Source organism: Rathayibacter sp. AY1B8, from assembly GCF_002932775.1.
Lineage (GTDB): Bacteria > Actinomycetota > Actinomycetes > Actinomycetales > Microbacteriaceae > Rathayibacter.
Map to the genome: position 1 here is coordinate 60,266 of NZ_PSWJ01000008.1, position 16,861 is coordinate 77,126.

Below are 16,861 nucleotides of genomic sequence, written 5' to 3' on the forward strand. Positions count from 1 at the left end.
GCGGCTGGCGGTCCGCGAGTCGACGCCGGTCCCGTCGACGACCTCGGGCCTCACCCCGGCACGCCCCCGCTCGACGAGCGGACACGTCACGCGGACGCCTGGCGACCGATCACGTCGGGCCCGTCGACGGTGGCCGACCGCTTCCCGACCGATGCCCGCTGACGACCGCACCCGACCGGTGCCCGTTGACCGACCGCTTCCCGCCCGGTGCCCGCCGGTATCGAGGAGCGCGTGGAGACAGGGCCGATCAGCCCCCGTCTGAGACGCCGAAGGTCCCGTTCGGCGACCTCCTGAAGGTGCAGGTGCCGTCCGAAACGCGTGCCGACGTTTCGGACGCACCGTTCGCACAACGCTCTGCGAAGCGTTCCCCCATCGGGAAGCCGACCGCGGTCCTCTTCCGCCTCCGGCGGAAGGAGACAGAGCAACTCAGTCGACGTGCTTGCCGGAGTTCGCGGTGGTGGCGGTGCCGTTGTTGGCGAGCAGGTCGCGGATGTCGGCGAGGAGCTCGAGCTCGGTGGGGGCCTTGTCCTCCGCGGCGGGGGCGTCGGCGGCCTTCTTGGCGAACGCGGCGTTCTTGAGGTGGTTGATCGGCAGGACGAACGCGAAGTAGAGGACGAAGGCGACGATCACGAACTGGATCAGGGCCGAGATGACCGAGCCGTAGGCGATGACGGTCGGGTCCTCGCCGTTCTCTCCCGGTCGGATGGGCCAGACCAGGGCCTCGAGGGAGGAGGCGTCGAAGATCACGCCGATGAGCGGGTTGAAGATCCCCGTCACGATCGCGTTGACGATGGTCGTGAAGGCGGCGCCGATGACCACGGCGACAGCCAGGTCGATGACGTTGCCGCGGAGGATGAACTCTTTGAAGCCGTTGATCATGATCGTTCCGTTTCTGCCGTGAGCGGTGGGTGGCGGGTCAGCTCCCGGAGGAGGAACCCGAGGAGGAGGACCCGGAGGAGCCCGAGGACGACGAGGAGGAGGACGATCCGGAGCCCGAGGACCCCGAGCCGGACGAGGAGCCGCCCGAGCCCGATGAACCCGAGGATCCGGAGGAGGAGCCGCCCGATCCAGAGGAGCCCGACGACGAGTCGGATGAGCCGGAGCCGGATGCGCCCGAGCCGGACGAGCCGGAACCCGAGGAGGAGGAGCCGCCCTCGCTCGACTTCCCGCCGGAGCGGGAGTCGGTGCGGTAGAAGCCCGAGCCGTTGAAGGTCACGCCGACCGCGCTGAACACCTTGCGCAGCGCCCCCTGGCAGCTCGGGCACTCGGTGAGCGTGTCGTCGGTGAACTTCTGCTGGATGTCGAAGGCGTTGCCGCACTGCGTGCAGCGGTAAGAGTAGGTGGGCACAGGGGGCTCCTCGGAGGCGGGTGGGGGAGAAGGAGGACGGGGTCAGTGGCGCAGGTCGACGATGCCGGAGGGAGTGACGACTCCGTCGACGGCCTGGTCGTGGACCTCGCTGGGCACCCGGTCGACGAGCTCGCTGTCGAAGACGACGGCGTAGACCGGCGGGCACTTCTCCATCGAGCCGAGGGTCTTGTCGAAGTAGCCGCGCCCCCAGCCCATCCGCATCCCCTGCCGGTCGACGGTGGCGGCCGGGACGACGATGAGGTCGACGTCGTTGATCGCGATGGGGCCGAGCAGCTGCCCGACGGGCTCGGGCATGCCGAACAGGCCCTGGGTCTCGGTGTGGCCGTCGCCGACCGCCCAGTCGAGCAGGCCGTCCTGGCGCGAGACGGGGAAGAGGACGCGGATGCCGTGGCTCTCGGCCCAGCCCAGGAACGGCCGGGTGCTCGGCTCGTCCGGAGCGGAGAGGTAGCACGCGAGGGAGCGGGCCCCCACGCGGGTGGCGAGCTCGATCAGGTGGGCGGTGATCTGCTCCGCGGCCTGGTCGCGAGCGGTCGAGGTCTGCGTGCGGCGGCGCTCGCGCAGCTCGGCGCGCAGCGCCCGCTTCTCGTGCGTGATGTCGGCTGGCATGCGCTCAGTCTAGAACCGGGCCCCGCGCCGGCCTCCGCGCGGACGACCCTGAGGGACGCTCGTCCCGGACCGCCCCGGAACGGGGTCCGGCGCCTTCTGTCGCCGGTCCTGGCGCGAAACTCCCGCGACTTCCCCCGCCGCTAGGATGGCGCCCCATGGGCACTCGAATCCGCAAAGCAGTCATCCCCGCCGCAGGTCTCGGCACCCGCTTCCTGCCGGCGACGAAGGCCATCCCCAAGGAGATGCTGCCGGTCGTCGACAAGCCGGCGATCCAGTACGTGGTCGAGGAGGCTGCGGACGCCGGCCTCCAGGACGTGCTCGTGATCATCGGGCGCAACAAGAACGCGCTCGCCAACCACTTCGACTCGGTGCCCGAGCTCGAGCAGAACCTGTCCCAGAAGAAGGACGACAAGAAGCTCGAGCACGTCAAGTACGCCAGCGACCTCGCCGACGTGCACTTCGTCCGTCAGGGCGAGCCGAAGGGCCTCGGCCACGCGGTCTCCCGCGCGCAGCGCCACGTCGGCGACGAGCCCTTCGCCGTGCTCCTCGGCGACGACCTGATCGACGCCCGCTACCCGCTGCTCTCCCGCATGATCGACGTCGCCGAGCAGCGCGACACCACGGTGGTCGCGCTGCTCGAGGTCGACCCCGACCAGATCCACCTCTACGGCTGCGCGGCGGTCGAGGCGACCGACGAGGACGACGTGGTGCGGATCACCGGGCTGGTCGAGAAGCCCTCCAAGGAGGACGCCCCCTCGAACCTCGCGATCATCGGCCGCTACGTGCTGAAGCCCGACGTGTTCGGCGTGCTCGAGCACACCGCTCCGGGCAAGGGCGGCGAGATCCAGCTGACCGACGCGCTGGAGCGCATGGCCCAGGACCCGGCCGAGTTCGGCGGCGTCTACGGCGTCGTGTTCCGCGGCCGCCGCTACGACACCGGCGACAAGCTCGACTACATCAAGGCCATCGTGCAGCTCGCCTCCGACCGCGACGACCTCGGCAAGGATCTCAAGCCCTGGCTGAAGGACTTCGTCGCCGGCCTTTGAGCCCCGGCGAGCGCTCCTCCGGAACGGACGGGACCCCCTGCTGCGGCACGGGATCCCCTCCGTTCCTCCGTTCCCCGAGAGCACGGAACGCCGCGGAGTCCAGTCCCCCTCCCGCAGTGCGGCGGAGCAGTAGGGTCGCATCATGCCGCTCCCGATCCCGACGCTCACCGAGGGTCGTGTCACCGTCCGCCCCATCCGCGTGCGCGACGCCCGCCCTCTCGAGCGGGAGCTGATCGCGAACCGGTCGTGGCTGCGCCAGTGGGAGGCGTCCGACCCCCGGGGAGGCGCCGCATTCGACGTGCGCGCCAGCATCCGCTCGCTGCAGCAGAACGCGCGGGCCGGCGGGGGAGTGCCGTTCCTCATCGACTGGGACGGCGAACTCGCCGGGCAGCTCAACATCTCGAACATCGGGTACGGCTCGCTCTCCTCCGGGTCGATCGGCTACTGGGTGTCCGAGCGCTACGCCGGGCGGGGGATCATTCCGATCGCCGTGGCCCTCGCGGCCGACCACGCCTTCCTCGACCTGGGCCTGCACCGGATCGAGATCTGCATCCGCCCGGAGAACCGGCCGAGTCTGCGCGTCGTCGAGAAGCTCGGCTTCCGCTACGAGGGCCTGCGGCGGCGCTTCATCCACATCAACGGCGACTGGCGCGACCACTTCTGCTTCGCCCTCGTGGCGGAGGAGGTGCCCCGCGGCGTGCTCCGCCGCTACCTCGACGGGCAGGTCCCGTCGGAGGTCGGCGTGCCGACCGACGCGGATCTCCGCGCCTCGCGCCGCTCGGGTCTCTCCGGACCCTCCGACGGCGCCGGTGTCCCTCCGACGGGGCCCCGACTGATCCGCGATCCGCACGGACACACCTACCCGTAATGACGGACGGGAGTGCCCGGTGCTCCTAGCGTTGTCCGCATGAGTAGCGACTGGCTGGGCGGGGGCGTCGTCTGGGCGCTCGCCGCCGTTCTGTGGGTCGCCTACCTGATCCCCACGTGGATGCGCAGGCGGTCGTACAACGCGACCGAGCGCAACGCGGTGAGGCTGCAGCAGACGCTGCGGATCCTCGCCGAGACCGCGGAAGTGCCCGAGCACGTGCGTGCGGAGGCGACGGCCCGCGAGGTGGCGCTGCAGCAGCGCCGGCTCCGGGTGACCGAGACACGACGACGAGCCGAAGAGAAGGCACAGGCGATGGAGCTGGCACAGGCGGAGAAGGCGGCGCGCGACGCGCTGCGACGGGCGACCGCGAGCGCACGGCGGAGCACGCGGTCAGGGCCCTCGGTCCTGCGCTGGCGCCAGGGCGCCGCGCTGGCCGTGCTGGTCGGCGCGGTCGCCGCGCTGGTCGGGCTCGTGATGCTGCCGTTCGGCGGCACGGGCGCGGTGCCGCTCGTCGGCCTGCTCCTCGCCGTCGCGGGGCTCGGCACGCTGATCCTGCTGGCGCCGGGTCGCCGCCGCGCCGCCGCTCCGGCCGCGACCGCGACGACGGCCGCCGCGACCGAGCGCCGGCGCGCCGAGGTCTTCGAGGCCGAGCTCGCAGAGGAGGCGGCGGACGACGCCTCCGAGGAGCCCGCCGAGGACCGTGCGAGCTGGACGCCGCAGCCGCTCCCCAAGCCGCTGTACCTCTCCCGGGGCACGGTCGCCGCCTCCGCGATGGCGTCGATCGACGCCGTGGAGCGCCTGCGCACCGCCGCGGCGGAGGCGGAGCTCGCCCAGCGCGCCGCCGCGACCGCTCCCGAGGTGGCGCCGCTGCGCGTCCCGCGTGCCGCCGCTCCCGCTCCCGAGGCTCCGCGTCCCTCCTCCCGCTTCGCCGCGATGGGCGTCGTGGACGGCGTCGACGCGATCGACCTCGACCAGGCTCTGCAGCGCCGCCGCGGGGCCTGACCCGAGTGCGAGGCGCCTGCTCGTCCGTGCTAGTGTGGACGAGTTGTTCGGGCCGGTGACGGCTCGGAAGGCACGGGTCCGTGGCGCAGTTGGTAGCGCGCTTCGTTCGCAATGAAGAGGTCAGGGGTTCGAATCCCCTCGGATCCACCACCACGGAAGGCCCGCTCGAGAGAGCGGGCCTTCTGCGTTCTCCCGGCGGCCCGCTCAACGAGAACGTGCTGGTCGCGCTCGCCGTCTGCCCTGCCGTTCCCGCCCTGCGGCCGAAGGCCGGTCCTCCGCGGTGAGCAGCCGTCGTGCTCGCGGCCGCTCGTCTCTCCCCTTCCGGATCCCTCCCGCCGATCGCCGACAGACGTCTTCCGTGTCCCCCATCCGGGCCGCGCCGGACGGGAGCCGTTCTCCTCCGGTCCGTCGGGGGATCCGCGGCGACGTACGCTCGCCCCTCGTGCTCTCGCAGCACGCGAGGCACTCGAACGATGGACGACCAGGGGACGGGACGACATGGGGACCACAGCACACAGGGCACGGCGGAGAGCGGCAGGGGTCGGCGCGGGGGCGATCGCGCTCCTGGCGGGGCTCCTGGCGGCACCGCCGGCGCAAGCGTCCGGGACGCAGACGCTGCTCGCGCTCGGCGACTCGATCACGCGCGCGGCGACGACCTGCGGGGTGAACCGCGACTGCGTCGAGAACTCCTGGGCGACGGGATCGGCGCCCGCGGTCGACTCGATCGCGAGCCGGATGGCGGCGGCGGATCCGCGGACGGCGGTCCGCGCGGTGAACTTCGCGAAGTCGGGTGCGGTCATCAGCGGAGTCGAGTCGCGGATCGACGCCGCGGTCGCGGCCGGGGAGGAGCCGGACGTGGTCACGCTGCTGATCGGCGGCAACGACCTCTGCTCGCTGAGCCTCTCGCCCGACTCCCGCGACGGCTACGCGATGACGCCCGCGGCCTCCTTCGCCGCGTCGGCGACCCGGATCCTGCGCTCGATCGGCGAGGAGTGGCCGGAGGCGACGGTGTTCGTCGGCTCGGTCCCGGACATCGAGTCGGAGTGGGACGCTGTGAAGTCGACGCCGGGCGCCGCGATCTGGGCTCGGGGCGGGGTCTGCCGGACCCAGCGCGGAGTCGACGCCACGACCGGAGCCTCTCTGATCGGCTCGGCCTACACCGCCTCGCTCGCGGCGGCGGAGGACCGGGAGGCCGCCTTCAACGAGGCACTGGAATCGGCCTGCGCGTCCGCCGCGAACGACTGCGTGTGGGACGGCGGCGCCCTCACGGCGGCTCCGATCTCGCTCGACCAGCTCTCGACGGACGTCGACTACTTCCACCCGAACGTCGCCGGCCAGGCGATGATCGCGGAGGAGCTGTGGACGGCCTGGGGCCTCGGTGACGAACCTACTCCGGCTCCGACTCCGACTCCCACGTCGGCGCCCACCGCGGCTCCTGCTCCGGCACCCACGAGCTCGCCCGCGCCGTCCCGCGACACGACGGCTCCGAAGACCGTCATCACCGCGCCGACGAGCGGATCGACGGTGCGCGGCTCGGTCACCCTGGTCGCCACCGCCAAGGACGACGTCGGCACGACGAAGCTGAGCTTCTGGAGCGGAGCGACGCGGCTGGGCGACGCGACGAGGGCGTCGGACGGCACGTGGCGCCTGACCGTCTCGGCCTCCTCCTACCCGGCCGGGCGGTACGCGATCGTCGCGCACGCCTCCGACGCCGCAGGGAACCTCGGGCGGAGCTCTTCGATCACCCTCAAGCGCTGAGCGGCTGAGGGGGCCGTCCGTCACCGGCCCCCTCAGCCCCGGCCGACGAGCAGCACGTCGGGACGATCCCAGTTCTCGACGGTCTGCAGCACCCAGAAGATCCCGAAGAGGGCGAGCGCGACGGCCTCGCCGAGCAGGAGCCACTGCTCGCCGAGAAGTTCCGCTCCCCGCCCCGTGAGAAGCAGGAGCACCAGCGCCGCATCGACCGCGGCGATCAGCACCGCGAGAACGGCGTAGCAGCGGGAGTAGAAGCGCGGCGTCCCCGGCCCGCTCGCTCCCTCCTCGCGCACCGCGACGGCGTGCAGACCCGCGGTGACGGCGATGAGGAGGAAGAAGACGCCGGCGGCGGCGTAGTGGCCGAGCCGCAGGAACGACGGGAGCGTGCTCCAGGCCGCCAGAGCGATCAGGAGGGCGGCGGCGATCGCGGTGCGGACGAGCGCCCAGCGGTCGAGGACCCGGTCGAGGGCGAGCAGGATCACGGAGGCGACGAGGACGGCCGCGGCCGTGACCAGGTAGGCGGGCAGGGAGGCGGCGACCTCATCCGCGGCCGTCGCGGGAAGGCACGACGCCCCTCCCGCCGGGCACGCCGCTCCCTCGAGGCGCTGCAGCTCCTCCGAGGCGAGGGGCACCGGCACGATCGCGATGACCGGCGCCGTCATGCCCGCCAGCAGCAGGAGGAAGCGCCGCACGCTCCTCCCGGCGAGGACGACCAGCGCGACGCCGACCGCGAAGAGCGCCCCGGTGAAGAGGGAGCGGACCGGGGTGTAGTACGAGGCGCTGATCGAGCGCAGCGGGCCTCCGACGACGAGCTGGTGGACGAGGCCGGCCGTGAGGAGCACCACGGCCGCCACCAGGGAGAGGCGGACGTAGCGGTAGGTGCGGAGGGAGGAGACGGCGCCGCCCCCGCCCAGCGCGTCGCCGCGGGCCACCCGGCTACTCCGCGCGCAGGCCGGAGGAGGCGAGGGCGAAGTCGACGTCGATGCGGATGGCGACGCGGAGGGGGTTCGGGCGCGGGGTTCGGTAGCGCTGGGAGTAGAGCTCGACGGCGTGCTGCACGGCGTCGGGCTCCTCCTCGATCGTCGCCGGACCGCCCAGGCTCAGCCACCGGACGCCGTCGACCTGCCCGACCGTCGCGGTGCCGCCCCGCCGGACGTTGAGCACCTTCTGGCTCTCGCGGGAGGTGATGACGCGGACGACACCGTCCTCGTAGGTGAAGCCCACGGCGACCACGTGCAGGCGGCCCTGGCGGCCGGGGGTGGAGAGGGTGGCCAGGTGGCGCTCGGTGACGAAGGCGAGGCCGTCGGCGCTCAGGATGCTCATCCCGCGAGCGTAGCCGGAGGCGCCGACGCGCTCCTGGGGGCGGACCGCCGGTCAGCCCTCGAGGATCAGCGCCTCGCCCTGGCCGCCTCCGCCGCAGAGCGCGGCGACGCCCAGACCGCCGCCCCGGCGCCGGAGGGCCAGCGCCAGGTGCAGGGCCAGCCGTGCTCCGGAGGCGCCCACAGGGTGGCCGAGCGCGATCGCCCCGCCGTCGGGGTTGACCGCCTCGGGCTCGACGCCGAGATCGTCCGCCGACTGGAGGACGACGGAGGCGAACGCCTCGTTGATCTCGATCAGGTCCAGGTCGGACACCGCTGCACCGCGGCGGCCGAGCGCCCGGAGGATCGCCGCCGACGGCTGTGAATGCAGGGAGTTGTCCGGTCCGGCGACCTGCCCGTGCTCGGCGACGGTCGCGAGCCAGGGCAGTCCGCGCTCGCGGGCCCAGCCGCGGGACACGACGACCAGCGCGGCGGCGCCGTCCGTGATCGGGGACGAGCTGCCCGCCGTGATCGTGCCCTCGGGCGAGAACGCGGGGGCCAGCCGGGCGAGCGTCTCGACCGTGCTGTCCTCCCGGATCCCGTCGTCGGCGGACACGACGAGGTCCGGTCCGCGCCGCTGCGGAACCGCGACCGGCACGATCTCCTCGGCGAGCACGCCCGTGGACCGTGCCGCGGCGGCCCGCTGGTGCGAGAGCGCGGCGAAGGCGTCCTGGCGCTCGCGGCGGATGCCCCGTGCGGCGTTGCCGTCGTCGGTCACCCTCCCCATCAGGCGGCGGTCGAACGGATCGAGCAGGCCGTCGTGGAGGAGTGCGTCCTCGAGCGGACGCGGACCGACACCCAGGCCCGAGCGGGATCCGAGCAGGAGGTGCGGCGCGTTGGTCATCGACTCCTGCCCTCCGGCGACGACCACCTGCGCCTCGCCGAGCCGGATCATCCGCGCCGCGTCGATCACCGCGGTGAGACCCGACAGGCAGAGCTTGTTGATCGTGACCGCCGGGACGTCCCAGCCCAGGCCCGCGAGGACCGCGGCCTGCCGGGCGGGGCCCTGACCGGCTCCGGCCTGGATCACCTGGCCGAGCACGACCGCGTCGACGTCGGCCGCGGAGGCGCCCGAGCGCTCGAGACCCCCTCGGATGGCAGCGGCGCCGAGCTCGACGCCCGAGAGCGGCGCGAAGGCTCCGGAGAAGCGGGCGAACGGGGTGCGGGCGCCCCCCAGGATCACGGGGGTGGTGTCGTCAGTGGACACGGGGACTCCTTCTCGACGGTGAGAGCGGGGGAAGCGGTGGGGAGACGGATGCCGGGAGCCGGCCCGGCTCAGGGAACGAGAAGGATCTTCCCGCGGACGTGGCCGTCCTCGCTGAGCCGGTGCGCCTCTGCGGCCTGCTCGAGCGGGAGGCGCGGACCTGTCGCGACCGCGAAGCGCCCCTCGCTCGCCAGCCGGGCGGCCAGCGGCACCCCCTCGCGGCGGAGGCGCTGCTCCTCCTCGGTCAGCGGCACGGGACTGCCGCCGCTCCAGGCCCGGATGCCCAGCTCGGCCGCCCGAGGACCGGCGACCACCGTTCCGACGTGCTGCGGATCCTCCACCAGCGCGAGCGAGGCGGCGAGCGCCTCGTCCGTCCCGGCCGCGTCGAGCACGCGGTCGACGCCCTCGGGCGCCGCGGCACGCAGCCGCTCGAGCAGTCCGGGCCCGTAGGCGACCGGCACCGCTCCGAGCGCGCGCAGCGCCTCGTGATTCGCCGGGCTCGCCGTTGCGATCACCCGGGCTCCGCGGTCGACGGCGAACTGGATCGCCGCCCGGCCGACCGCTCCGGCGCCCGCGTGGACCACGAACGTCGATCCCTCCGCGACGCCGAGCGAGACCACCGCCTGGTGGGCGGTGGAGACCGGGATGCCGAGCGCGGCCGCCTCCTCGAAGCCGAGTCCGTCGGGGAGCGGATCGAGGGAGTCGGGGGAGACCGCGACGGCGGTCGCGTAGGTGCCGGTGGCGCCGCTGACGATCACCCGGTCGCCGACGCTCCAACCGGTCACTCCCGGACCGACGGCGGAGACCACGCCGGAGCCGTCCGACCCGAGCCTCCGCGGACCGTCGAACGGCGGGCTCGGGCGCAGGCCGGAGCGCACCTTCCACTCGATCGGGTTCACACCGGCCGCGCGGACGGCGACCACCACGATTCCGGGCCCCGCCTCGGGCTCCGGCGCCTCGACGGTCTCGAGCACCTCGGGCCCGCCGATCCGCTCGTACTGCACGATCCTCGCCATGTCGTCCTCCTCCTCGCGGGCCACCGCCCGCTCCGGTCGCCTCAGTCCAGCAGACTCTCGCGCACCTGGCGGCGCAGCACCTTGCCGATCAGCGAGGTCGGCAGCTCGTCCACCGGGACGATCCGCCTGGGCACCTTGTAGGGCGTCAGGTGCAGCCGGCAGAAGTCGCGCAGCGCCTCCGGATCCACGGCCGTCCCGGCCCGCAGGACCACGGCCGCCGCGACGCTCTCGCCGCCGTCCTCGCGGGGGAGCCCGACGACGGCCGCGCGCGTCACGTCCGGGTGCGACTCCAGCACTCCCTCGACCTCGGAGGGGGAGACGTTGAAGCCGCCGGTGATGATGAGCTCCTTGGCCCGGTCGACGATCGTCACGAAGCCGTCGGCCGAGACGGTCGCGATGTCACCCGTGCGCAGCCAGCCGCCGGGGAGGAGGGCCTCGGCCGTCTCCTCCGACCGCTTCCAGTACCCCTGGAACACCTGCGGCCCCCGGAGCAGGAGCTCGCCGGACTCGCCCGGGCCGCGGTCGACCGACGGATCGGCGGGGTCGACGAGGCGGATCGTCGTGCTGGGGAACGGCACGCCGACCGTGCCGGGCCGGCGGGTCGGGCCGACCGGGTTGCCGAGGGCGACCGGCGAGCTCTCGGTCATTCCGTAGCCCTCGACCAGGAGTCCCCGGCTCGCGCGCTCCCAGCGGTCGACCGTCGCGACCGGCAGGCTCATCGCTCCCGAGATCGCGAAGCGGATGCCGCGCAGGTCGAGCTCGTGGCGCTCGGAGGCGCGGGCCAGCGCGTCGTACACGGGCGGCACCGCGGGGAGGAAGGTGGGCGGCGACGACTTCGCGGCCGCCTTCACGAGGCCGACGTCGAAGGTCGGGAACAGCACGACCTTCGCGCCGATGCTGATCGCGAAGGTCAGGCACAGCGTCAGCCCGTAGGCGTGGAACAGAGGGAGCACCGCGTAGAACGTCTCGTCGCCCTCGCGCAGGCCCGGCACCCAGGCGCGGCCCTGCAGGGCGTTCGCACGGAGGTTCGCGTGCGAGAGGATCGCGCCCTTGGGCGTCCCGGTGGTGCCGCTCGTGTACTGCAGCAGGGCCGTGTCGCCGAGGACCGGGCGGGGGTGCGAGCGCGCGATGCGGCGGTTCTTCAGCAGCGACGCGAAGGGCACCAGGGAGCGGCTGCGGGGGGTCGCGGTGAGCTTCTCGCGCGACCGGCGCACCGACGGCAGGGGGAGCCGCAGCGCCAGGCGCTTGCCGAGCGGGAAGGAGCGGGTGAGGTCGACGGAGACGACGCGCTCGATGCCCAGGTCGGCGGGCATGGTCGCGACGACGTCGGCGATCTTGTCCCAGACGACCGCGAACCGGGCGCCGTGGTCCTCGAACTGCCGCCGCAGCTCGCGCGGCGTGTAGAGCGGGTTGTGCTCGACCACGATCGCTCCGAGGCGGAGAGCGGCGTAGAACGCCACCACGTGCTCCGGGCAGTTCGGGAGCACCAGCGCGACGCGGTCGCCGGCGCGTACGCCCAGGCGCCGCAGGCCCTCCGCCGCGCGCGCGACCTGCTCGCCGAGCTCGGCGTAGCTGGTCTCGGCGCCGAAGAACTCGAGGGCGGTGCCGCGGCGGTACCGCGCGACCGAGTCCTCGAGCAGGTCGACGAGGGTCTGGGTGGGGGGGTCGATCTCGGCGGGCACGCCCTCCGCGTAGGAGGTCAGCCACGGCTTCGTCGCCAGGTTCGAGGATCCGGAGGTCACGGGCCGAGTATCGGGCACCCGCCTCCGCACTTCCTCCGAGGCGCGCGGAGGGGGTGCCGCACCGGGCGCGGGAGCGGCAGGCTGGCGGCATGAGCGCAGCCATCGACCTCCTCCGCGACGCCTTCGGCCGGGTGCACGAGAACGTGCACGCCGTCCTCGACGACAGCACCCCCGATCAGCTCGCGTTCCGCGCGGACGCCCGCTCGAACTCGCCCGCCTGGCTCGTCTGGCATCTCGTCCGGGTGCAGGACGACCACCTCGCCCCGCTCGCCGGCCACGAGCAGGTGTGGACGGCCGACGGCTTCCACGGCCGGTCCGGCCTGCCCTTCGGGCCCGACGAGACCGGCTACGGGCAGGAGCCGACCGAGGTGGCGGCGCTCGCCGCGGTGCCGGCCGCGCTGCTCGCGGAGTACGCCGACGCCGTGCACCGGCAGACGCTCGCCCTCCTCGACACGCTCGGCGACGAGGACCTCGAGCGCGTCGTCGACGAGCAGTGGGATCCGCCGGTGACCCTCGGGGTGCGGCTGGTCTCGGTGATCGACGACGACACGCAGCACGTCGGCCAGGCCGCGTACGCGAAGGGTCTCGCCGAGCGCTCGGCGCGCTGAGCCCGGCCTCTACGCTGGCGGGATGCGCGCGCTCCGGACCCTGCCCGCGAGCGCGGTCCTCGCCCTCGCCACCGCGCTGACCCTCGTCGGCTCCTGGATCCCCTCCTACTGGAACGACGAGGCCGCGACCCTCCGCCTGGCGCGGCTCCCGGTGGGCGAGCTCCTCGCCTTCGTGCAGGAGAAGGACGCGGTGCACCTGGTCTACGGCCTGCTGATGCACGGCTGGATCGCGATCGCCGGGGAGTCGGAGCTCGCGGTGCGCGCGCCGTCCGCTCTCGCCACGGGAGCGGCGGCGGCGGGCGTCGTCGTCCTGCTGCGATCGTTCGACCGGCCCCGGGCGGCACTCCTCGCCGCCGCGGTGCTCGTGCTGCTCCCGCGGTCCTCGTTCTCGGGGACCGAGGCGCGATCCTCCGCTCTGGCCACCGCGCTCGTGGTGGGGGCGGCGGTCCTCGTCGTGCGGGCGGCCCGCTCCGGAGGCGCCCTGCGCTGGACCGCGTTCGCGGCCGTCGCAGGTCTGGCGAACGCCGTGTTCCTCTACTCCGTGCTGGTGCTGCCGGCTCTCGTCGCGCTCGCCGCGGCCGCGGCGCCCCGGGGTGCCGTGCGGGCTCTCCCGGCGAGCGCCCTCTCTGCACTGGGCGCCGTGCCGGTGCTGCTCCTCGCCGCCGGGCAGAGCGGCCAGGTCGGCTGGCTCCGCTCGCAGCCGGTTACCGCGTTCACCGTCCTGGTCGAGCCGTTCTTCGGATCCGCGTGGTGGCTGGCCGGGATCGCCGTCGCGCTCCTCGCGGTCGCCGCGGTGCGGGGCGGCCTGCGCGGGCCGCTCCTGCCGGCCCTCGTCCTCTGGATCGTGCTGCCGACCGCGGTGCTGGTGCTCGGGACCCTCCTCGTCGAGCCGATGTTCACCCCGCGCTACCTCGCGTCGAGCACGCCCGCTCTCGCGGTCCTCCTCGGCCTCGCGCTCGACTCGTTCAGGCCCCGGACGGGCGTCGCCCTCCTCGCCCTGATCGCGGTGGCCGCCCTGCCGGTCCTCGTGCAGATGCGCACGGTCACCGGGAAGCCGGCCGGGCAGGACCTCCGCGGTCTGGCGGCCGCCGTCGAGGAGCGGGCCCGTTCGGGCGACGCCGTCCTCCTCGGCTCCTCCGGGACGGTCTCGCTCCGGCCCCGCCTGGCGCTCGCCGCCTACCCGGAGGCGTTCGCGGGCGTGGACGATGTCGCCCTCGCCGCTCCTCACAGGACGACGGGCACGTATTCGGACGTCCTGCTGGAGGGCGAGGCGCTGCGCGCCGCGCTCGCCGGGGAGGACCGGGTCTGGCAGGCGCTGCCGGAGGGCGAGGCGGACGCGGTGCTCGCGGAGGCGGGGTTCGTCGCGCGCGAGCGGATCCGGGTGCCGACGACCGTGCTGACGCTGTGGGAGCGTCCGGAGGGCCGCTGATCCGGAGCGCTCGGGGCGTCGCAGCCCCGGAGTGGAGAGTCGCCGGAGTGCCCGGAGCCCCGTCGACGGGGAGCCGCTACCCTTGTCCCCGGCGCCGTCGCAGAGCGGTGGCGTCCGCGGAGCGAGGACCGCGCCACCGAGAGGACCCGAACGTGACGTTGCCCGAGACCACCACCACCGCCATCGCGAAGCGGAAGGGGCGCGACGTCGCCCCCGAGATCGCGCGCTCCTGGCTGCTGGTGAACGCCACCCGCACCGAGACGTTCGACGCCGCGCACGCGTCCCGCGCCGACCAGATCGTCCTCGACATCGAGGACGCGGTCGACCCCAAGGCGAAGCCCGACGCGCGGACCGACGTCGCGGAGTGGCTGACCGGCGAGAAGCGCGCCTGGGTCCGCATCAACGACCACTCCACCCCGTTCTGGTCCGACGACGTCGACGCGCTGAAGGGCCTGCCCGGCCTCGCCGGCGTCATGCTCGCCAAGACCGAGGCCGCCGAGCACGTCACCGAGACCTTCGATCGCCTCGGCGGCTCCACCCCGGTGCTCGCCCTGGTCGAGTCCGCCCTCGGCATCGAGGAGGCGGTCTCGATCGCCCGCGCTCGCGGCACCTTCCGCCTCGCGTTCGGCAGCGGCGACTACCGCCGCGACACCGGCACCAGCGCCGACGACCTCGCGATGGCCTACCCGCGCTCGCGCCTGGTCGTCGCCTCGCGCATCGGCGACCTGCCCGGCCCGATCGACGGACCGACCGTCTCGAACAGCCACCCCGTGCTGCGCGAGCAGTCCGCGCTCACGGTCTCGCTCGGCCTCACCGGGAAGCTCTGCCTCGACACCGAGCAGCTCGCCGTGATCAACGAGGTCATCAGCCCGACGCCGTCCGACGTCGCCTGGGCCCGCGACTTCCTCGACGACTTCGAGGCCCGCGGCCGCGTCATCCGCGACGGCAGCGACCTGCCCCGGCTGGGCCGCGCCAAGAAGATCGACAAGCTGGCCACGGCGTTCGGCGTCAACCCGCTGTGATCCGTCGCGGGGAGCGCGCCTCCGCGGCACACTGAGGGAGCCGCGGAGACCCTCCCGCGCAGGACGGAGACTCCGATGGGCGCGGTCAGCACCTTCCTCTGGTTCGACGACGGCGCGGGGGAGGCGGCGCGCTTCTACACGGAGCTGGTGCCGAACTCGCGGATCACCGGAAGCCAGGTGCTGCCGGAGGGCTCCCCGTCGCCCGGCGAGGTGCTGTCGGTGACGTTCGAGCTCGACGGGCAGCGGTTCCAGGCGATCAACGCCGGGCCGCGGTTCCCGTTCACCGAGGCCGTCTCGATCGTCGTGACCGTCGGCGACCAGTCCGAGCTCGACCGGCTGTGGGACGCCCTGATCGCGGACGGCGGCGAGGAGAGCCGGTGCGGCTGGCTCCGCGACCGCTGGGGGCTGTCCTGGCAGATCGTGCCGGAGGTCCTCCCGCGTCTGTTCGGAGGCGCCGACCCCGAGGCGTCCGCGCGCGCTCTGCAGGCGATGCTCGTGATGAGCCGCCTCGACATCGCGGAGCTGGAGCGGGCCCATGCCGGCGCGTGACTCCGCCCGCCCGCGCCGCTCGACCTCGCTGCGGCGCGCGTACCTCCGCGACTACCGCTACGCCTACGGCTCGCGCTTCGTGCACCTGCGGGAGGGCTGGGACGTGTCGCGGTACGCGTCCGGCGACGGCGCTCCGGTGCTGCTCATCCCCGGGATCTACGAGACGTGGCAGTTCCTCCGGCCCATCGCCGAGAGGCTGCACGCGGCGGGCCATCCGATCCACGTGCTGCCCGCGCTCGGCTACAACACGCGGCCGATCGTCGCGTCGGCCGGACTCGGCCAGGACTACCTGCGCGAGCACGATCTGCGCGGAGTCGTCGTCGTCGCGCACAGCAAGGGCGGCCTGATCGGCAAGCACATGATGGTCGTCGACGACCGCGAGGACGGGCGGATCGAGCGCATGATCGCCGTCTCGACCCCGTTCAACGGCTCGTCGCTCGCACGGATCGCCCCGGCGCGGGCGCTCCGGGAGTTCGCGCCCCACCGCCCGCTGATCCGAACCCTGCTGGCCGAGCGCGAGGCCGACGCGCGCATCACGTCGATCTACGGGATGCGCGACCAGTACATCCCCGGAGGGAGCCGCCTCGCCGGGGCGCACGAGAACATCGCGGTCTCGGTGGTCGGCCACTTCGCGCTGCTCTCGAGCCCGAAGGTGCTCGACCTCATCGCGGCCCGGGTCTGAGGCCGGACCGGATCCGCTGGGCTCGCCGCCCGCGTGAGGCGCCTGCCGTGCGGCGCGACCTCGACCGGAGGACGGCCGCCTCAGCGACGGGCCGAGCCGCCCGCCGCGCTCAGGACCAGGGAGTGAGCAGCACGAGCGGGATCTGCCGCTCGGTCTTCGTCTGGTACTCGGCGTAGTCCGGCCACGCGGCGACCGCGCGCTCCCACCAGGCCGCGCGCAGATCGCCCTCGAGCACGCTCGCGGCGTAGTCCTTCTTCACGGGCCCGTCCTGCAGCTCGACGTGCGGCTCCTTGAGCATGTTGCCGTACCAGACGGGGTGCTCGGGCGCGCCGCCCTTGGACGCGACGACCACGTACTCGCCCTCGTGCTCGACGCGCATCAGCGCGGTCTTGCGGAGCTTCCCGCTCTTCGAGCCGACGGTGGTCAGGACGATGATGGGGTGGCCGCGGAGGAGGTTCCCCTCGGCTCCGCCGGTCCGCTCGTAGAGCTCCGCCTGCTCGCGGGCCCACTCGGACGTGCTGGGTTCGTACTCTCCGGTCAGCGGCATGCCTCCGATCGTACGGCCGCGGCGGCCCCGGTGGCCGACCCGTGTGCAGGAGGATGGA

18 protein-coding genes and 1 tRNA gene are annotated in these 16,861 nt (G+C 73.7%); 10 read left to right on the top strand and 9 right to left on the bottom strand.

Annotated features, from left to right (window positions below; all coding sequences use genetic code 11):
- Nucleotides 1–426: 426 nt before the first annotated feature.
- The 3 genes from mscL to C5C63_RS07260 are packed head-to-tail and all read right to left on the bottom strand — an operon-like array spanning nt 427 to nt 1,975.
- A complete protein-coding gene (gene mscL / locus C5C63_RS07250) occupies nt 427–879 on the bottom strand; it encodes a large conductance mechanosensitive channel protein MscL (protein WP_181110573.1) in 453 nt (150 codons plus the stop codon).
- Between the two features lie 37 nt (nt 880–916).
- Entirely contained in the window at nt 917–1,348 is a 432-nt protein-coding gene (locus C5C63_RS07255; protein WP_104249457.1) for an FmdB family zinc ribbon protein, read from the bottom strand.
- 42 nt (nt 1,349–1,390) lie between these two features.
- Entirely contained in the window at nt 1,391–1,975 is a 585-nt protein-coding gene (locus C5C63_RS07260; RefSeq protein WP_104223219.1) for a 5-formyltetrahydrofolate cyclo-ligase, read from the bottom strand.
- A 155-nt stretch (nt 1,976–2,130) separates the two neighbouring features.
- Here C5C63_RS07260 and galU point away from each other — a divergent pair, with 155 nt between their 5' ends.
- From galU to C5C63_RS07285, 5 genes are all read left to right on the top strand, one after another.
- On the top strand, nt 2,131–3,021 hold the full coding sequence (gene galU, locus C5C63_RS07265; protein ID WP_104297210.1) for a UTP--glucose-1-phosphate uridylyltransferase GalU: 891 nt from the start codon (nt 2,131–2,133) through the stop codon (nt 3,019–3,021).
- Between the two features lie 142 nt (nt 3,022–3,163).
- Nucleotides 3,164–3,889: a GNAT family N-acetyltransferase gene (locus C5C63_RS07270; protein ID WP_104325775.1), complete on the top strand. Its 726-nt coding sequence runs from the start codon at nt 3,164–3,166 to the stop codon at nt 3,887–3,889.
- Between the two features lie 39 nt (nt 3,890–3,928).
- A complete protein-coding gene (locus tag C5C63_RS07275) occupies nt 3,929–4,891 on the top strand; it encodes a hypothetical protein (RefSeq protein ID WP_104325776.1) in 963 nt (320 codons plus the stop codon).
- A gap of 74 nt (nt 4,892–4,965) precedes the next feature.
- Nucleotides 4,966–5,041, top strand: a tRNA-Ala gene (locus C5C63_RS07280).
- A gap of 348 nt (nt 5,042–5,389) precedes the next feature.
- Complete coding sequence (locus C5C63_RS07285; RefSeq protein ID WP_104325777.1) at nt 5,390–6,649, top strand: GDSL-type esterase/lipase family protein; 1,260 nt, start codon at nt 5,390–5,392, stop codon at nt 6,647–6,649.
- 32 nt (nt 6,650–6,681) lie between these two features.
- On the opposite strand, the gene C5C63_RS07290 is transcribed toward C5C63_RS07285, so the two are convergent.
- The 5 genes from C5C63_RS07290 to C5C63_RS07310 all read right to left on the bottom strand — a co-directional run bounded on the left by C5C63_RS07290 (nt 6,682) and on the right by C5C63_RS07310 (nt 11,966).
- Nucleotides 6,682–7,578 (bottom strand): hypothetical protein, encoded by an 897-nt coding sequence (locus C5C63_RS07290; RefSeq protein WP_104325778.1) that lies wholly within the window; start codon nt 7,576–7,578, stop codon nt 6,682–6,684.
- Between the two features lie 4 nt (nt 7,579–7,582).
- Nucleotides 7,583–7,969, bottom strand: coding sequence for a pyridoxamine 5'-phosphate oxidase family protein (locus C5C63_RS07295; protein WP_104325779.1), 387 nt, complete (start codon nt 7,967–7,969; stop codon nt 7,583–7,585).
- Between the two features lie 51 nt (nt 7,970–8,020).
- Nucleotides 8,021–9,211, bottom strand: a complete 1,191-nt coding sequence (locus C5C63_RS07300; protein ID WP_104325780.1) for an acetyl-CoA C-acyltransferase — start codon at nt 9,209–9,211, stop codon at nt 8,021–8,023.
- Nucleotides 9,212–9,279: 68 nt separating this feature from the next.
- Entirely contained in the window at nt 9,280–10,224 is a 945-nt protein-coding gene (locus tag C5C63_RS07305) for an NADP-dependent oxidoreductase (RefSeq protein ID WP_104325798.1), read from the bottom strand.
- A gap of 41 nt (nt 10,225–10,265) precedes the next feature.
- Nucleotides 10,266–11,966 carry a long-chain-fatty-acid--CoA ligase gene (locus tag C5C63_RS07310; RefSeq protein WP_104325781.1) on the bottom strand — a complete coding sequence of 567 codons (1,701 nt, stop codon included), beginning with the start codon at nt 11,964–11,966 and terminating at the stop codon, nt 10,266–10,268.
- A gap of 89 nt (nt 11,967–12,055) precedes the next feature.
- On the opposite strand from C5C63_RS07310, the gene C5C63_RS07315 reads away from it, so the two are divergent.
- The 5 genes from C5C63_RS07315 (at nt 12,056) to C5C63_RS07335 (ending at nt 16,256) form a co-directional block, all read left to right on the top strand.
- On the top strand, nt 12,056–12,574 hold the full coding sequence (locus tag C5C63_RS07315; RefSeq protein WP_104232851.1) for a DinB family protein: 519 nt from the start codon (nt 12,056–12,058) through the stop codon (nt 12,572–12,574).
- Nucleotides 12,575–12,596: 22 nt separating this feature from the next.
- The gene (locus C5C63_RS07320; protein ID WP_104325782.1) at nt 12,597–14,003 is read left to right on the top strand and encodes a glycosyltransferase family 39 protein; all 1,407 of its coding nucleotides are present in this window, start codon (nt 12,597–12,599) and stop codon (nt 14,001–14,003) included.
- Between the two features lie 158 nt (nt 14,004–14,161).
- The gene (locus tag C5C63_RS07325) at nt 14,162–15,025 is read left to right on the top strand and encodes a CoA ester lyase (RefSeq protein WP_208543400.1); all 864 of its coding nucleotides are present in this window, start codon (nt 14,162–14,164) and stop codon (nt 15,023–15,025) included.
- Nucleotides 15,026–15,100: 75 nt separating this feature from the next.
- Nucleotides 15,101–15,574, top strand: a complete 474-nt coding sequence (locus C5C63_RS07330) for a VOC family protein (RefSeq protein ID WP_104325783.1) — start codon at nt 15,101–15,103, stop codon at nt 15,572–15,574.
- Complete coding sequence (locus C5C63_RS07335; RefSeq protein ID WP_104249466.1) at nt 15,561–16,256, top strand: triacylglycerol lipase; 696 nt, start codon at nt 15,561–15,563, stop codon at nt 16,254–16,256. Before C5C63_RS07330 ends, C5C63_RS07335 begins: the two co-directional genes overlap by 14 nt.
- 109 nt (nt 16,257–16,365) lie before the next feature.
- Here the strand turns inward: C5C63_RS07335 and C5C63_RS07340 are convergent, their stop codons facing one another.
- Nucleotides 16,366–16,803, bottom strand: a complete 438-nt coding sequence (locus C5C63_RS07340; protein WP_104266849.1) for a nitroreductase family deazaflavin-dependent oxidoreductase — start codon at nt 16,801–16,803, stop codon at nt 16,366–16,368.
- Between the last annotated feature and the right edge of the window lie 58 nt (nt 16,804–16,861).

Coding starts and splice junctions, on each gene's coding strand:
- C5C63_RS07335 (WP_104249466.1), top strand. CDS start 15,561: ATGCCGGCGCGTGACTCCGCCCGCCCGCGCCGCTCGACCTCGCTGCGG.
- C5C63_RS07285 (WP_104325777.1), top strand. CDS start 5,390: ATGGGGACCACAGCACACAGGGCACGGCGGAGAGCGGCAGGGGTCGGC.
- C5C63_RS07340 (WP_104266849.1), bottom strand. CDS start 16,803: ATGCCGCTGACCGGAGAGTACGAACCCAGCACGTCCGAGTGGGCCCGC.
- C5C63_RS07305 (WP_104325798.1), bottom strand. CDS start 10,224: ATGGCGAGGATCGTGCAGTACGAGCGGATCGGCGGGCCCGAGGTGCTC.
- C5C63_RS07275 (WP_104325776.1), top strand. CDS start 3,929: ATGAGTAGCGACTGGCTGGGCGGGGGCGTCGTCTGGGCGCTCGCCGCC.
- mscL (WP_181110573.1), bottom strand. CDS start 879: ATGATCAACGGCTTCAAAGAGTTCATCCTCCGCGGCAACGTCATCGAC.
- C5C63_RS07270 (WP_104325775.1), top strand. CDS start 3,164: ATGCCGCTCCCGATCCCGACGCTCACCGAGGGTCGTGTCACCGTCCGC.
- galU (WP_104297210.1), top strand. CDS start 2,131: ATGGGCACTCGAATCCGCAAAGCAGTCATCCCCGCCGCAGGTCTCGGC.
- C5C63_RS07260 (WP_104223219.1), bottom strand. CDS start 1,975: ATGCCAGCCGACATCACGCACGAGAAGCGGGCGCTGCGCGCCGAGCTG.
- C5C63_RS07330 (WP_104325783.1), top strand. CDS start 15,101: ATGGGCGCGGTCAGCACCTTCCTCTGGTTCGACGACGGCGCGGGGGAG.
- C5C63_RS07320 (WP_104325782.1), top strand. CDS start 12,597: ATGCGCGCGCTCCGGACCCTGCCCGCGAGCGCGGTCCTCGCCCTCGCC.
- C5C63_RS07315 (WP_104232851.1), top strand. CDS start 12,056: ATGAGCGCAGCCATCGACCTCCTCCGCGACGCCTTCGGCCGGGTGCAC.
- C5C63_RS07295 (WP_104325779.1), bottom strand. CDS start 7,969: ATGAGCATCCTGAGCGCCGACGGCCTCGCCTTCGTCACCGAGCGCCAC.